Origin of the sequence: Aquabacterium sp., from assembly GCF_036273115.1 — a bacterium.
Taxonomy (GTDB): domain Bacteria; phylum Pseudomonadota; class Gammaproteobacteria; order Burkholderiales; family Burkholderiaceae_C; genus Aquabacterium.
The window spans coordinates 200,515-215,870 of the sequence record NZ_DASUIN010000029.1 but is presented as its reverse complement, the minus strand read 5'-3'; the positions used below and the strand labels follow the sequence as shown (position 1 = coordinate 215,870).

At 62.2% G+C, this 15,356-nt stretch carries 13 protein-coding genes and 1 tRNA gene; 9 read left to right on the top strand and 5 right to left on the bottom strand.

The window, feature by feature from the left end:
* The first annotated feature begins 3 nt into the window (after positions 1 to 3).
* The 4 genes from hscA to VFW72_RS13930 all read left to right on the top strand — a co-directional run bounded on the left by hscA (position 4) and on the right by VFW72_RS13930 (position 3,183).
* Entirely contained in the window at positions 4 to 1,872 is a 1,869-nt protein-coding gene (gene hscA, locus VFW72_RS13945) for a Fe-S protein assembly chaperone HscA (protein WP_329674902.1), read from the top strand.
* Positions 1,873 to 1,898: 26 nt separating this feature from the next.
* A complete protein-coding gene (gene fdx, locus VFW72_RS13940) occupies positions 1,899 to 2,237 on the top strand; it encodes an ISC system 2Fe-2S type ferredoxin (RefSeq protein WP_329674901.1) in 339 nt (112 codons plus the stop codon).
* Positions 2,238 to 2,332: 95 nt separating this feature from the next.
* Positions 2,333 to 3,058, top strand: coding sequence for a DNA polymerase III subunit epsilon (gene dnaQ, locus VFW72_RS13935; protein ID WP_329674900.1), 726 nt, complete (start codon positions 2,333 to 2,335; stop codon positions 3,056 to 3,058).
* 50 nt (positions 3,059 to 3,108) lie between these two features.
* A tRNA-Val gene (locus VFW72_RS13930) sits at positions 3,109 to 3,183 on the top strand.
* 89 nt (positions 3,184 to 3,272) lie between these two features.
* Here VFW72_RS13930 and VFW72_RS13925 read toward each other — a convergent pair.
* Positions 3,273 to 3,653 carry a hypothetical protein gene (locus VFW72_RS13925; RefSeq protein WP_329674899.1) on the bottom strand — a complete coding sequence of 127 codons (381 nt, stop codon included), beginning with the start codon at positions 3,651 to 3,653 and terminating at the stop codon, positions 3,273 to 3,275.
* A gap of 177 nt (positions 3,654 to 3,830) precedes the next feature.
* Between VFW72_RS13925 and VFW72_RS13920 the strand changes: the two genes are divergently transcribed.
* Both VFW72_RS13920 and VFW72_RS13915 read left to right on the top strand, forming a co-directional pair.
* Entirely contained in the window at positions 3,831 to 4,205 is a 375-nt protein-coding gene (locus tag VFW72_RS13920) for a DUF393 domain-containing protein (protein ID WP_329674898.1), read from the top strand.
* Between the two features lie 96 nt (positions 4,206 to 4,301).
* Positions 4,302 to 5,057 (top strand): SDR family NAD(P)-dependent oxidoreductase, encoded by a 756-nt coding sequence (locus tag VFW72_RS13915; protein ID WP_329674897.1) that lies wholly within the window; start codon positions 4,302 to 4,304, stop codon positions 5,055 to 5,057.
* Positions 5,058 to 5,137: 80 nt separating this feature from the next.
* Here the strand turns inward: VFW72_RS13915 and VFW72_RS13910 are convergent, their stop codons facing one another.
* The 4 genes from VFW72_RS13910 to VFW72_RS13895 all read right to left on the bottom strand — a co-directional run bounded on the left by VFW72_RS13910 (position 5,138) and on the right by VFW72_RS13895 (position 10,546).
* The gene (locus VFW72_RS13910) at positions 5,138 to 6,142 is read right to left on the bottom strand and encodes an MBL fold metallo-hydrolase (protein WP_329674896.1); all 1,005 of its coding nucleotides are present in this window, start codon (positions 6,140 to 6,142) and stop codon (positions 5,138 to 5,140) included.
* A gap of 121 nt (positions 6,143 to 6,263) precedes the next feature.
* Positions 6,264 to 8,705 carry an apolipoprotein N-acyltransferase gene (lnt, locus tag VFW72_RS13905; protein WP_329674895.1) on the bottom strand — a complete coding sequence of 814 codons (2,442 nt, stop codon included), beginning with the start codon at positions 8,703 to 8,705 and terminating at the stop codon, positions 6,264 to 6,266.
* A gap of 56 nt (positions 8,706 to 8,761) precedes the next feature.
* On the bottom strand, positions 8,762 to 9,442 hold the full coding sequence (locus VFW72_RS13900; RefSeq protein WP_329674894.1) for a hypothetical protein: 681 nt from the start codon (positions 9,440 to 9,442) through the stop codon (positions 8,762 to 8,764).
* A gap of 21 nt (positions 9,443 to 9,463) precedes the next feature.
* Positions 9,464 to 10,546 carry an SGNH/GDSL hydrolase family protein gene (locus VFW72_RS13895; RefSeq protein ID WP_329674893.1) on the bottom strand — a complete coding sequence of 361 codons (1,083 nt, stop codon included), beginning with the start codon at positions 10,544 to 10,546 and terminating at the stop codon, positions 9,464 to 9,466.
* 376 nt (positions 10,547 to 10,922) lie between these two features.
* Between VFW72_RS13895 and VFW72_RS13890 the strand changes: the two genes are divergently transcribed.
* The 3 genes from VFW72_RS13890 to VFW72_RS13880 are packed head-to-tail and all read left to right on the top strand — an operon-like array spanning position 10,923 to position 15,349.
* On the top strand, positions 10,923 to 11,480 hold the full coding sequence (locus VFW72_RS13890) for a hypothetical protein (RefSeq protein WP_329674892.1): 558 nt from the start codon (positions 10,923 to 10,925) through the stop codon (positions 11,478 to 11,480).
* A gap of 51 nt (positions 11,481 to 11,531) precedes the next feature.
* Complete coding sequence (locus VFW72_RS13885) at positions 11,532 to 12,668, top strand: DNA repair exonuclease (protein ID WP_329674891.1); 1,137 nt, start codon at positions 11,532 to 11,534, stop codon at positions 12,666 to 12,668.
* The gene (locus tag VFW72_RS13880) at positions 12,665 to 15,349 is read left to right on the top strand and encodes an AAA family ATPase (RefSeq protein ID WP_329674890.1); all 2,685 of its coding nucleotides are present in this window, start codon (positions 12,665 to 12,667) and stop codon (positions 15,347 to 15,349) included. The genes VFW72_RS13885 and VFW72_RS13880 overlap by 4 nt, the downstream gene beginning before the upstream one ends.
* The last annotated feature ends 7 nt before the right edge of the window (positions 15,350 to 15,356 follow it).

The window sequence follows — 15,356 nt, the reverse complement described above, 5'->3', positions numbered from 1 at the left end:
CCCATGGCCCTGCTGCAAATTTCTGAACCCGGACAATCGTCAGACCCCCACCAGCGTCGTATCGCGGTGGGCATTGATCTGGGCACCACCCACTCCTTGGTCGCGGCGGTTCGTCACGGTTCAGCCGAATGCCTGCCCGATGAGCAGGGCCGTGTGATTCTGCCTTCTGCGGTACGCTACTTCCTGGATGAGCGCGGCCAGACCCGCCGTCAGATTGGCTACGACGCCTTGGCTCAACAGGCCGAAGACCCGCAAAACACCATCGTGTCGGTCAAGCGCTTCATGGGGCGCAAGCTGGCCGACCTGGTCGAGCCCGGTCGCTTGCCCTATCAGTTCGAAGACCTGTCGGGCATGGTGTCGGTCAAGACCGTGGCGGGCACGAAGTCACCTGTCGAGGTCTCGGCCGAGATCCTGGCCAACTTGCGTCAGCGCGCCGAAGACACCTTCAACGACGATCTGTTTGGTGCCGTGATCACGGTGCCCGCCTACTTCGACGACGCCCAGCGCCAGGCCACCAAAGATGCCGCCCAGATGGCGGGCATCAATGTTCTGCGCCTGTTGAATGAACCCACTGCTGCAGCCATTGCGTACGGCCTGGACAACGGTGCCGAGGGGCTGTATGCCATCTACGACCTGGGTGGGGGTACCTTTGACATTTCCTTGCTGCAACTGAGCCGTGGCGTGTTCGAGGTGGTCGCCACCGGTGGCGACTCGGCCCTGGGGGGCGACGACGTGGACCATGTGCTGGCCGATGCCGCCTTGGCCGATGCCAAGATGGACGCGGTCACGCCGCAAGACAAGCGCGCTGTGCTGGTGGCGGCTCGCCGTACCAAGGAAAAGCTGTCCACCGATGGCAGCGCGCACCTGTCGTGCGCTTTGTCTACCGGCATGCTGTCGGTCACCTTCACCCGTGAGCGGCTGGCCGAACTGGCCAAGCCTTTGATCGACAAGACCCTCGCTTCCGTCAAGCGCGTGCTGCGTGACGCGAAGGTGAAGGCTGACGAGGTCAAGGGGGTGGTCATGGTGGGCGGCTCCACCCGCATGCCTGCGGTGCGCGATGCGGTCGGCACCTTCTTTGGCCAAGCCCCTCTGACCGATCTGAACCCCGACGAGGTCGTGGCGCTTGGTGCGGCCATTCAAGCCAACCTGCTGGCAGGCAACAACTCGCAAGGCGAGCACCTGTTGCTTGACGTGTTGCCCTTGTCCCTGGGCCTGGAAACCATGGGGGGCTTGGTGGAGCGAGTCATTCCCCGCAACACGCCCATCCCCTGTGCCCGAGCACAAGACTTCACCACCTTCAAGGACGGGCAGACTGCGCTGGCCGTGCATGTGGTGCAAGGCGAGCGTGACCAGGTCGAGTTCTGCCGCTCGCTGGCTCGTTTTGAGTTGCGTGGCATCCCGCCCATGGCGGCCGGTGCAGCACGCATCCGCGTCACCTTCCAGGTCGACGCCGATGGTTTGCTGAGTGTGTCTGCCAAAGAGCAGCTCTCCGGCGTCGAGGCCTCGGTGGTGGTCAAGCCCAGTTATGGTTTGAGTGACGACCAGGTGGCGCACATGCTGCGCGAGGGTTTTGCCACCGCGGCGTCTGACATGAAAGACCGTGCCTTGCGTGAAGCCCGAGTGGAGGCCGAGCGCATGCTGGAAGCCACTCGCACCGCCTTGGCGGCCGATGGCGATTTGCTCAGTGCCGAGCAACGCGCAGAAATTGACCAGTTGATGGCTCAGATTGGTCAGCGCTGCGACCGCGGTGACCTCGAAGCGCTGGAAGCCGCCACCAAGGCTCTGGCGCAAGGTACCGAAGCCTTTGCCGCTGAACGCATGAACCGCAGCATTCGCCAAGCCCTGGCCGGCCGCAAGCTGGACCAAGTCTGACGCTTTACAGATCCGAGTTCCTCACCATGCCCATCATCAAGATCCTGCCCCACGCAACTTTGTGCCCTCAAGGCAAGTCCATCAACGTGGCGCCTGGCACCAGCATCTGTGAAGCCTTGCTAGAGAACCACGTCGAAATCGAGCATGCCTGCGACATGAGTGCTGCCTGCACCACCTGTCACGTCATCGTGCGCGAGGGCTTCAACAGCCTCAACGACATCGAAGAAACCGAAGAAGACCTGCTGGATCGCGCCTGGGGGCTGGAAGCCAATTCGCGCTTGAGCTGCCAGGCCATTGTGGCTGGGCAAGATCTCACCATCGAGATTCCCAAGTACACGATCAACCACGCTCGCGAGAATCATTGAGCCCCTAGCTCACTGCGTTCGCGTCCCCCAAGGGGAGCGGCCGACTTGGGGCGGCCCTGCGTCGGCCCACTGATCCACAGGCGTTACAGTTACGCATGTCCAGACAGATCTTTCTCGATACCGAAACCACCGGCCTGAGCCCCGAATCGGGCGACCGCATCATTGAAATTGGTTGCGTGGAAATGATCAACCGTCGCCTTACTGGACGGCATCTGCATTTCTACATCAACCCTGAGCGGCCCAACCACGAAGACGCGGTTCGGATTCACGGCCTGACCGACGAGTTCCTGGCCGACAAGCCTGTGTTTGCGGCTCTGGTCGATGAAATCCTCGACTATTGCCGAGACGCCGAGATCATCATCCACAACGCGGCGTTCGACATTGGGTTTTTGAATGCCGAACTCAAGCGGCTGAACAAGGGCTTGTTCACCGACCACGTGGCGGGTGTGATCGACAGCTTGATCATGGCCCGCGAGATGTTCCCTGGTAAGTCCAACTCGCTCGATGCCTTGTGCCGTCGCCTGGAAGTGGACAACACCCACCGGACGCTGCACGGCGCTTTGATGGATGCCGAGTTGCTGGCCGAGGTCTACATCAACATGACGCGCGGCCAGGACGCGCTGCTGATTGATGCCGGCAGCGGTGCCGAGGGCGGCGAGGGTGGCGGCTTGGCCGTGGAAGCCATGGACTTCAGCCAGTTCAACTTGCCTGTCGTTGGCCCGACCCCTGAAGAGGAAGAGGCCTTTGTGGCGCACCTGGAAGGCATCGATAAAGCCAGCGAGAAAAAAACTTTGTGGAAATCGCTGAATCTTGTGTTATAGTCATGGTCTTCGCTGATTGCGACAACAAATCAGCAACCCGAACCAGTTTCGGGCGGTTAGCTCAGTGGTAGAGCACTGCCTTCACACGGCAGGGGTCGCAGGTTCGAACCCTGCACCGCCCACCAGAACAAAGCACCCTGCAGAAATGCTCGGTGCTTTTTTCTTTGTCTCCTGTTTAGCTGGCATACACCACACACAGGTCTTGTGTGTGGTATCAAAGGCGCGGACCAATTAGCGGGTAACGCCATGGTTGGCCAGCCATGGCCTTCGCCAGACCAAACATGCCGAATAGAACCAACGCGCCATGCACGCACACAAAGTACGTGATGACGGCGACCCAGGTCCAAGGCTGAGTCAGTCCCCCGAAAGCCACGACCACGCCTGACAGGCACACGATCAGGATGCCGCCGATCACGCTGACAAAGGTGGCTTGCCGCAGGTGCTGTCTTGCTAAGGGTGGGGCCGATGCCTTGTGCTTGTGCCACAACCAAAGCAGGGCGGCAAACGCAATTCCCGGTGCCACCAACAAGTTAGCGAGATACAGGGATTCGGCTACGACAGCCAGGTGTGTGCCTGATTGTTCTGGATCGTCCATTGGCAAGACTGGTTGGAGTGCTTTACGTCACTTGGTTGCTGCAGTTCAGCCAAGACGGTGCCAGACTTGCGCAAGCGATGCAACTCGGGGAGGGGAATGCGAATGAGCCCCTGCGGACGACAGGGAAATCTGCATCAACCCAAGCTGCGTGGGCCGGGCTTCCATACGATGGGTCGTATGAAACCTCAAGCCCGCACGGAAGCGCCTACGCTGTACTTCGATGGCGCTTGCCCGGTCTGCTCCCGAGAAGTGGCGATGTACCAGCGCCAGCAGGGAGCCTGCGGTGTGCAATGGGTTGACGTGACCACTTGCCGTGCCGATCAATTGGGGCCCGATTTGTCCCGCCAAGAGGCGCTCGAACGTCTGCATTTCCGCTGCGCCGATGGTCGCCTGGTGAGTGGGCCACAGGCGTTTGCCATGCTCTGGCAAACCTTGCCGCGTTGGGCATGGTTGGGGCGCTTGGTGGCACGCAAGCCAGTGTTGTGGCTGCTGGAGCCAGCTTATCGCGTTTTCCTGGCAGTCAGGCGCGTCTGGCACCGGCAGGCCCGATGACTCCTATGCCGCTTTCCAGCACGCATGGCTGCTGCTTGACACAGTTGCTGGTCTGTATGGCGCTGATCGGTTGTTAGATGAAACAAGAGAGATGTCATGAGCTCTACACAAGCACAAGGACAGATTGCCCTGGTCACCGGCGCCACCGGCGGCATTGGGCGTGAGGTGGTGAGGCAGTTGAAAGCCCTCGGCATGGGCGTGGCGGTGGTGGGGCGCGATGCTGACAAGCTCGCATCGTTGGATGCCGACGCGCACGTGGTGGCCGATACCACCAGCCCCGAAGGTGCAGCGACGGCCATCGCAGCTTGCCGCGAACGGCTGGGTGCCGCGCCGAACCACTTGGCGCATTGCGTGGGCAGCACCTTGATTGCGCCCTTGCATCGCAGCACGCCAACTCAGATTCGCGACGTGTTGCGCGTCAATCTTGATAGCGCCTTGTTCGTGTTGCAAGCCTGGGTGGAGGCGGCGCGTGGCAGCGGTCTGCCGGGCTCGGCGGTGCTGGTGTCGAGTGTGGTGGCCAGAATCGGGGTGGCCAATCACGAAGTGATTGCCGCCGCCAAGGGCGGCATTGAGGCCTTGGTACGAAGTGCTGCGGCCACTTATGCGCCTGTGGGGCTGCGCATCAATGCGGTGGCCCCAGGTATGACTGAAACGCCGATGACCGCCCCGATGCTGCGAACCGATGCGCTGCGTGAAGGCGCCGGCAAACAATACCCTTTGGGGGGCGTGCAGACCGCCGAGGAAGTCGCCGACGTCATCACGTGGTTGCTCTCGCCGCAGTCGTCTCGGATCACCGGGCAGATCATCGCCGTGGACGGTGGGTTCACCACCGTGAGGCCTTTGGTGAAGTAACCGCCCATGAGACCGGGTGAGGCCGGGCGAGCCCGGATGGCTGTGGTGCCACCCAGGCGGCAGGGCGGTTGATCAGGGCATCACTTGACCTGGCTGCTGTAGTTCACAGCCTCCCAGGCAAAGCCCTTCCCGGTGCTGCGCAGGCGGCCCAGCCCAGGGAAGGGGAAGTGAGCGGCACCCACCAGACTGCCTTCCTTCGCCAGTTGTTGGAAGGTTTTCAGACGCTGCGCGCGGGCTTGCTTTTCGTCGCTGTCGAAGCCGATGGTGATCTGAGGTGATTCAAGCTGCACCGAGGCCACGTGAATCAGATCGCCAATCAAGGTCAGGCGCTTGCCCTGGCTTTCGACCAGGTAAATGGCGTGTCCCGCCGTGTGGCCATGGGTGGCCTGCGAGCGGATGCCTGGCACCACTTCGCCATCGGCATTGAACGTCTTGAGCTTGCCCGCAGCTTCATAAGCGCTCAAAGAAGCCTGGGCACCTTGGAAAAAGCCCTTCTTGTCGGCTGGGGCCGCGTCCATATTGGCCTTGGACATCCAGAAGTCGCGGTCAGCCTGGTCGACGTGAATGGTGGCGTTGGGGAAGGCCAGTTTGCCCTCGGGCGACAGACCGCCCACGTGGTCCGGGTGCATGTGGGTGATCAGGATGTCGTCGACTTGTTCAGGTTTGTAGCCTGCCGATGCAATCTGAGCGGCCAGGCGGCCCAGGGTAGGGCCGAACAAGCCGCCGGCACCTGTGTCCACCAGCACGAGGCGCGAGCCTGTGTTGATCAGGAAAGCGTTGACCGACGTTTCGAGTGGCGCGGCCAGGTAGTGCTTCTTCAGGTTTTGCGCGATGGTGGTTGGGGGGGCGTGCAGCAGCTTGTCAACGGGCAGATCGACGGTGCCGTCGTTGATGGCGGTGACCTCGAATGCGCCCAGCATCATGCGATACCAGCCTGGAGCCTGGACTTTCTGCAGAGGGGCTTCGGCGTGCGATACCGTGGGGAGTGAGGCTGCGGCCACAGCCAGACAGGCGCTCAGCGCCAATTGACGCAGGACAGGCGTGCGACGAGTCCAGCCAGCTTGGGAGATCTTGGGTGTGAACATGGGTGCTTCCTGATGGGTTCGCCTCTGAGTGCGATGTGAAAGAGGGAACACATTCTTGCGCTTAGTGAAAAGGCGTGCAATTCACCCAACATTCCAAGGTCTTGCAAGACCTGATAGCCGCTCAGTTGTTACCGGTCATGCGAACCACCAGCCAGATGGGCATGCCCAAATACAGGGCGACCAGGGCCATGCGCTCGATCAGGTAGCGTGTGTCGATGGCCTGCTGCGGGCGCAGGAGCGCTGCCATGAGCGTGATGGCTTCCACCCCCACGCGCAAGAGGGCTGCACTGGTGGCCACGCCAATGGCCCAGGTGGCCCACCACAGCAGCAGGGTGGTCAGGTAGGCCTTCAGGCCGAAGGTGTAGTACTCGCCAAAGGTACTGCCGTAAGCAATGTGCTGGTGCAGTCGGAACGCCGGTAACGCCAGCACGAGCGGGAACAGTCCGAATTTGACCCAGGGGTGAGACATGCGACCTTGTCGCATGGCCTCACGGGCCGAGGTGAACAGGGTCAATAGAGGCTTTGGGACGGGCGCTTGGGCCGATTCGTTCAGGCTGCCATGGTTCGACAGCGCTTGCGCCAGCATCGCCGGCACGGGCATGGCCAGTCCGTATCGCCACCGAGGTCCGCTGCGAAGCCGGATCGACAGGCCTGGGCTGGGCATGGGTAGCCACCAGAGTTCGGTGGCGGCAATGTCGCTCAGCGGCAAGCGCATGTGCCGGCGCCCCTTGCTCAGCACGAGATGCCCGTCGTGAATCTGGGCTTGGGCTGCAAAGGCTTTCATCAGGAACCAGGCGGCAGCTTCTGGGGCCAGGCACAGGGCGCCAAACAGGCGAATCTGGGCCAAGGTGTTGGTGCGCAGCGCGTCGTCGAGCAGCATGGCAAAGGCCAGCCACACCAGCGCCACGCGGGCGAAGCTGCGCAGCAGGCCGGCGGCTAACCGCGCGGGGGTGGGCAGCAAGGTGACTGGGGCAGCCTGGTGCTGCCAGTCAAACTGCGGGCGTTCAGTCAGGTGGGCGTGCGGATGCCACTTGGGCAGCAAGGCGGTCACGCCCAACAGCGACAAGAAGGCCGCGCAGACCAGGCCAACCCAATCGCCCCAACGCACCATCAGCGTGCGGGAGGGGGAGGGAACCGGCAAGGCCCCGATCACCAGGGTACGCTCTCCCATCCGAGAGCTGGCGATCACATTGCCATGCTTGTCAATGATGGCGCTGTAGCCGTTATTGGTGACCCGAAACTGCGGCAAGCCCGTTTCGATGCTGCGAAACGCCGCCACCGCTTGATGCAACGCTGCCCCCTGTGGGTGCTCGGTGAACCAGGAGTCGTTTGACATGGTCAAGATGGCTTGCGCGCCCAGGCGCGTTCCGGCAAGGGCCAGGCCGGTATCCACGTCGTCCAGGCAGATCAGAGGCACGACCGGAATCTCTCGTCCATCCTTCAGTTGCAAGGGGAAGACTCGTGCGCCGTTGCCCGGCTTCCAGGTACCCGTCCAGGGAAACAGCTGGCGGAAGGTGGGGCCATCCAGCCAGCTTGGTACATATTCGGTCATGGGAAAGGGGCGGCTCTTGCGGTACAGCCCCAGCACGCCGTTGCGGGGGCTGACAAAGGCCGCCGCGTTGTATTCGCCTTGGTCATCCAGGTCGTACGTGCCAAACACGAAGGGCACGCCTGCTGAGCGCATCACACTCAAGATTTCCTGGTCGAACTCGGCACCCACCTGGCTTTTGGGGTGACCGAATGGGGTGGGGTAAACCGTCTCGGACCACAGCACGGCGTCGACATGCTGGCGCTCGACAGCGTCGTAGCTCATGGCGTAGTGGGTGTTGAGAACCTCCCGCACCACGGCATAGGCGCCTTTTTCCTGGCGCATGCGTTCGTAGTCAACCAGGTTGGTCTGGACCAGGCCCAGGCGCAGAGTGGGGGCGTTGGAGGGGGCGGTGTCCTGCAGGTTGAACCATCCGAATGCTGCCAGTGCCGCAGGAATCAAGGCACTGAAGGCCAATGGCTTCCACGCCGGAACCCAAATGGGCTGGCGTTGTGCCCAGGCTGCGCGGATCGTTTCATTGCTCAGCAGCAGCAGGGTGGTCAGACCCGCTGCCCCGATCAGTTCGGCCGCCTGGCGCATCCACACCGACGGGTAGAGTCCGTAGCCCAGGGTGTCGCCCAGCAGCTTGGGAACCAGGCGCTCGGTGGCCACCCAGGCTGCGGTGCCTGCCAATGCCTGTAAGACGGGGCCATGGCGGCGTGCGGTCAAATGGCGAGCCAGGGCGAGTGCCAGAATTTGTGGTTGGAAGACAGGCGCGCCCAGCAAGAGTGCCAAAAGGCCCAGGCCTTGGCCGACTTGGGTGTAGGCGCCGATGGCGACACCAAACCACGCGAACACGGTCAAGGTGTAGGCCACGGTCATCAGGTAGGCCGCGAGCAGTGTCTTGCCCAGAGTGGGGGATCGGTCCAGTGTGATCAGCCACGGAACGAGTGCCGCAAACCCCAGAGGCCAGGCCCATCCGCCATGGGCGTAAAGACCGCAAAGAATGGCGCTAGCCGCAATGCCAAGCAACATGTGTGAACCGTACTGCTGAGGGTGAAGGGATCGAAGGCGAGGTCGAGGGCTGTCGCTCACGGGTTGCCGCGCCCCGCCTCGAGCGGCGCGGGAATTGTGATGCGACGAAGCGGAAAGCCAGGCGGCGCCAGTTCTGGGGTGACCACGTGGTCTTCTGGCACCTTGATGGGGCGCCCGTTGGCATCGCGAATTTCGCGGTCGGGGGCAAACATCAGGATGGGCTCAATGCGTTGCCCGTCATCTGTCGCCTGGTAATGGCGTACGTAGCCATCAGGCAAGGGGTAGCCCTCGGGAACGGCCAGGCCGATTTTCGGGGGGCGCGTGCCGGGAGGGTTGAAGGCGCCCAGACCGGTGTAGATGCCGGCCTGATGCAGGCGCTCGATGACCTGGTTCATCGTTGGGTTTTCACCCCGAGGCACATAGCTCGACAGGTCCGGAGTGGGGTCCTGGTCGGCGTCGCGGTCGACATGGGCCTCGTGCACCACAGCTGGGTTTTGCGATACGGGCACCGTGGCTTGAATGGGCCAGGCCTCGTTGCTGGAAGCAGAGGCGGCGGCAGAAGGAGCTGCCGCCGTCTGGCTGGATTCCGCTGGCACGGTGTCCGACAACCACCAGTACCCCAAGCCGCCTGCTGCCAGGCCTAAAGCGATCAACAGGTAGCCCCAGGAAGGACGCCACGCCCCATCATCCACCATGATGTGATGGCCAGATGAATGTGGAGAACGTGGCGACTTCATGGTCTTACCTAGGGGTCAAGCTCAGGGGGCAGAGGGGTTGGAGGTGGAAACCGCCCAGCCCATGCGTTCATGGCCCAGGGTGTTCCAGATCGGGTTCTTGCCGCCGGTGAAGGAGGTGTAGCGTGCGGCGCCAGAGCCGGTCGTGCCACCGAACAGGCCAGCGGTCACCGTGCCACCGTTGTAGGTGGGGTGGGTGTCATCCGACTGGATGTAGTCGTAGCTGCTGCTGGCCGACACAAACTTGGTGTTGGCGTCGCGGATGGTCGACTTCAAGGTCGAGGTGATACGGGTCACATAGCTCGACTCGCTCTCGCCCAACACATAGCGCAAACCGTTGGCGTCGATGACACCGTCACCGTTGCTGTCGTAGTCAGCGCCCATGAACTCCGCAAAGTTGTCAGTGCACTTGAAGCCCTTCTGGCGGGCGTACTCGCACATCCAGTAGTTCATCGTGGCCATCAGCGGCAGGAACTTGTCGCGCAGGTTCACAGTGGCGCCAGTGCTGGCATCTTTGCAAGAGCTTTGCACGTTGTCGGCGTTGTAGCCTGGGTAGTACAGGTTGGAGATGACCTTCAGCTTCACGCCCGAATAGGCGTTGGCATTGATGTAGTCCATCGCCTTGGCCACATAGGTCTTGCAGTTCGCAACGGCCGTATTCAGGCCGCTGTAGTCGCAGGTGCCGGTCTGGCTCTTGAAGGCCGAGCGGGCCTGCAAGCCGTCGTTGCCGCACATCTCGAATGTCACGACGCGGGTCGAGGCGTCCTGCATATACGAACGTTCCGACACGATCTTGTTGTTGTAGACATCAGACGCCACCGCGCCGGACTTGGTGCGGCGCACGCTCTCGATGTCGGCATTCCACAGAGCCGACAGGTATTCAGCATCGACCGTCGGGGCAGAGTATTTGGCGGCGCTGGTGGTCGAGCCGTTGTAGCCTGCGTAAATCGAGTCACCGTAGGCCACCACGCGGTATTTGGTGGTGGTCGAGGCGCGGTCAATCGTCCAGGATACGTTCTGGTTCAGGGTGCTGGCTGTCGCGCTAGCGCCCCAGGCCAGCAAGGCCAGGGCAGGCAGCAGCGCGCGCAATGCGCGTGACTTGTTCATCGGTTGTCTCCTCGTGGGTTGGAAAAAACGGTGGAAGTCGAGCGCTCGAAATCTGCAGGGGGCCCAAAAATGCCTTGCTAGTGTGGATGAATGTGCGACATCCGAAAAACCCAGAAATTCCCTTCCGTGGAAACACCTATGGGTGTCATCTAATGTCTATCGTTATCTTGGTGGCTGGGGCATCACGCTCAGGCCGTCGCATTGACAACCGCCTCATCGTGAACGAAACCTTTGGCTTCCCGATGATGAAGCTCGGCAGTGCGAGTCCATAGCTCCCTACAATCGACGGACTATTTGCTGTTCGTCGGCTTTCCCATTTCGCCTTCAAGCGAAGGCGGTGAAGGTGCGTGCGAACGTCACCAGGGAGCGTGTTGTCATGTTGGATCGGAAGTGGCGCAACCTTGCCGTGCAAGCCGTTGCGGGTGGCCTTTTGGCTGTGTCGTTTGGTCAGGCCTGCGCGGCCAATGCTGCGCCGTTCGGGCTGGAGGTGGGCGTGGCGTCTTGTGACGCGGCTCGAGCCAAGCTCACGGGTGCAGAGGAGCGTTCGCTCGGTGGCCAAGACGTGTGGCTGGAGACGACCGAGGCCGAAGACCTGTACCCCGGTGCCACCAAGGTGGGCGCTCGGTGCAGTGGCGATCGCGTCATTGCCGTTCAGGTGGAGGCCACCAAAGGCGGCATGGGTAACGGCGGGGCTCAACAAGCGTATTCGACCTTGGCCAGCAAGTACAAGCGAGTGGCCGGTGCTCCCATGCCATCGCTTGGAGACGGTTATGCACGCTTTGTTGCCGGCAATTCGGTGATCGAACAGAGTTCCCCCCATTTGAGCTTCGAGTTCACCGTCACCTACTACGAGAAGTCGTTTTACGACGCCATCAAAGCGTCGAACGCCAACGAGCAGAAAAACAAGAACAGAAAGAAAGAGTCAGCCCTCTGAGTCGGTGCTGATGGGGGGCTGACCCGGTCAGCTCCAGAAGGTCCAGATCACATGCCCAAGTTCATCCATACCGCCGATTGGCAGATCGGGCGTCAGTTCAGCACGTTTGACGATGAAGATGCTCACCCGCTGGCCGAGGCGCGTTTGCTCGCGGTGCAGCGTCTGGCTGCGCTGGCCGTCACGCATCAGGTCGATGCCGTGCTGGTTGCGGGTGACGTGTTTGACCTCCAAACCGTGTCAGACCGCACCATTCGCAAACTCTTCAACGCGATGGCAGGCTTCACCGGCGCTTGGGTGCTGATTTCAGGCAACCACGATGCCGCCTTGGCCGAAAGCGTGTGGACGCGGGCTCAGCGCTTGGGCGTGGTGCCCTCGAATGTGACCTTGGCCCTACAGCCCGAGCCCGTCCTGCTGCATGAGGTTGGCGTGGCCGTTCTACCGGCTCCCTTGACCCAGCGCCATACCTATGGCGACACCACCGCTTGGTTTGATTTGGCTGATACCCCTGCCAATTATGTGAGAGTGGGCCTGGCCCATGGCAGTGTGCAGGGCATTCTGGCCGATGACATCGATTCGGCCAACCCCATTGCGCCCGACCGCGTCGCCCGAGCTCGGCTCGACTATCTGGCGCTGGGCGATTGGCATGGCTGCAAGCGCATTGACGATCGCACCTGGTACAGCGGCACGCCCGAGCCAGACCGTTTCAAGGCCAATGACTCTGGGCGCGCATTGTTGGTGGAGGTGGCTGCCCCTGGCAGCGTACCCGTGGTCACCGTGCTCGATACGGCGCAGTTCCGTTGGCATCAACTTGAGTTTGCATTGCAAGTCAGCACCGACTTGGATGCGTTGCAGGCGCGCTTGAGTCAGTTCGGATCTGATGCGGTGGTGGACTTGCGTGTGCAAGGTCAAACGACCTTGACGCAGCATCAGCAATTGGCGCAAGCCTTGGGCGAAACATCCGCGCGCATTCGCCACCTGCGTGCTGATTTGAGCGCCATGCACCTGGCCCCGTCAGACGACGAATTGGCCAGCTTGCAGGCTGATGGTTACCTGGCCGACATCCTCGCGGAGTTGCGCGAAGAGCAAGCCCAAGTGGGGGAGGCTGGCGAGGCCGCGCGTGACGCCCTGGTCTTGCTGGGCAGCGCCTTGATTCAGCGAGCCCCCGCTCAGGAAGGCGGTGTCGCATGAGCCTGCAACTGACTCGCTTGCGCATCGAGCAATTGCGCCAGTTCCGACAGCCCTTTGAGCTGAGCCCCTTGGTGCCCGGTTTGAACATTTTTGCGGGCCCCAATGAGGCCGGCAAGAGCACCCTGGTGCGCGCCATTCGTGCGGCATTTTTCGAGCGTTACCGATCCAAGGCCGTAGAAGACCTGCGTCCCTGGGGCGACGCTGGTGCCATGCCACAAGTCGAGATCGAATTCCTGCTGCAGAACCAGGCGGGTCATCTCGTGAAGTCGTTCTTGAGCAGCAAGGCACGATGCAGCCTGTCTTGGGGAGGGGCCCAATTGGATGGCGCCGAAGCCGAGGACCGGCTGGCGCAATTGTTTGGCTATGGCTTTGCCTCCAAGGGTGCCAGCAGGCCGGAGCATTGGGGCATTCCTGGGCTGCTGTGGGTGGAGCAAGGCACCGGGCAGGAGTTGGCCGACGCCGCTGCCCATGCGCGCGACCACATTCATTCGGCCTTGCAAGTTCAAATGAGCCAAACCACGGCCGGCGCGGTGGCCGCCACGGGGGCGGACGAGTTGCTGGCGAAGTTCCAGACTCAGCGCGACGAGTTGCTCACGGCCACGGGCAAACCACGCGCCAGCTACCTCGAGGCCATTCAACAATCCGAGCAACTGCAGCAGCAGCTGACCGAACTGGATGAACGCATCAACCGCTATCAACAGCAGGTAGACCAGCTGGCTGCGCTGCGCCATGAGCATCAGCAAGACGAACGTGAACGCCCATGGGAGGCGCTGCGCCAGCGTCTGGCTGAAGCCCAGCAAGCCGAACAACGTTTGCAATTGACCGCCCAGCAATTGGCGGAGGCTCAGGCCACAGCTCAGCGCCAGGATCAGCAGCATCAGCTATTGCTCAACCAGATTCAGTCGTTCGAACAACTGCAGCAAAGCCTCGCGCAGCGCCAGCAAGCTGCGCAGCAGGCCGCCCTGGCCTTGCAGCAAGCCGACGAAGCTTGTTCAGTGGCCCAACAACAGGCGGATCAGGCCAGCCAGCAGGCCCAGCGTGCGCGCGATGCTTTGAACCGAGCGCGGCAGCATGCCACACGCCAAGCTCTGGACAAGCAGTTGCAGGAATCACAAGAGGCTGCGAAGCGGTACGAGCAAACCTTGCACGATGCCGACGAGAAGCAGGCCCAACTGGATCAGCTCAAGGCGCAGGCTGCGGCCTGTGCACTGTCGCGCACCGAGGTAGACGCCCTGCGCAAGTTGGAGCGCCAGTTGCAAGACCTGAACCTGCAACGCCAGGCCGTGTCCACCCGCTTGCAGTTTGCCTTGCAGGGCACGCAAGCCATTGAACTGCAGGGCGTGCATGGCACCGAGGCCTTGACCGGGCAGGGTGAGCGCTTATTGGCCGAAGCGGTCACCCTGAAATTGCCCGGTGTGGGGCAACTCACCGTCACCCCAGGGGGCCAAGACCTGGGCGCTTTGGCGCGTGACTGTGCACAGTTGCAATCCGAGCTACAAGCCCGTTTGCAGGCCCTTGGCTTGGCCGACGTGGCCCAGGCCGAGGCCCGTCTGCAGCAACATCAGGATTGGCTCAGTCAGATCAGCGTGACCCAGCAGATGCTGGCCCACCTCGCGCCCAAAGGGTTGGAGCCCCTCAAGCAGGCTTGGGTGAATGCCCAAGGGCAGATGCAGTCCGCCCAGACCGCTTTGGCTCAGTTGCCCGCCCCACCCGATGAAGGTGAGTCAGGCCACGAGCTGTTGTCATGGACGGCAGCCGAAGCCGCGCAGCAGGCGGCGGACCAATTGGACGCCCGTACTCGTCAGGTCCTGGCTCAGGCGCAGCAGGCCAAGGCACGCGCCGAGGCGCAAGTGCAAGCCACCCAGCGTGAGTGGGAGCGAGCCCAAAGCGACTTGGCTAACCCGGAGCGTGTGACTCTGCATCAACAGGCGCAGCGGCAGTTGCTTCAATTGGAGCAAGAGCGCCGTGTGCAAACCTTGCTGGTGCAAGAGCTGACCCGCCAGCGCGAGGAAGCGCGCCCTGACATCGTGCGCCAAGACATCGAACGCCTGTCCCGTAGCATCGCGCAGCAGGAACAAGCCCACCAGCAGCGCCACACGCGCATCCAGGTGCTGGAAAACGAATTGCAGCTGGCCGGAGCCCAGGGATTGGAAGAGCAGCGCCAGCTTTGCTTCGGGGAACTGGACCGTGCCCAACGTCGTGTGACCGAGTTGCGCCGCCGGGCGCAGGCTCTGGCCTTGCTTTGCGCCAAGTTCGAAGGCAAGCGGCAGGCTGCGTTGGCCCGCCTGCAGGCCCCCTTGCAAAAGCATTTGCAGCACTACCTGCAGTTGCTGTTTCCGCAGGCCGACGTGCAGGTGGGCGAACAGCTCACCCCTGACACCCTGGTGCGCCGAACCGCGACGGGTGCCGCAGAGGTCAGCCAGTTCGATGCCTTGAGCTTTGGGGCGCGCGAGCAACTCGCACTCATCAGCCGCTTCGCCTATGCTGACTTGTTGCGTGAAGCTGGGCGGCCCACTTTGTTGATTCTGGACGATGCCTTGGTGCACAGCGATGCCATGCGTCTGTCGGCCATGAAGCGCGTCATTTTCGATGCGGCTCAGCGCCATCAGGTGTTGCTCTTCACCTGCCACCCCGAGGCTTGGCGTGACATGGGGGTGCCCATTCAAAGCATTCAGCGCTGAATGGGCG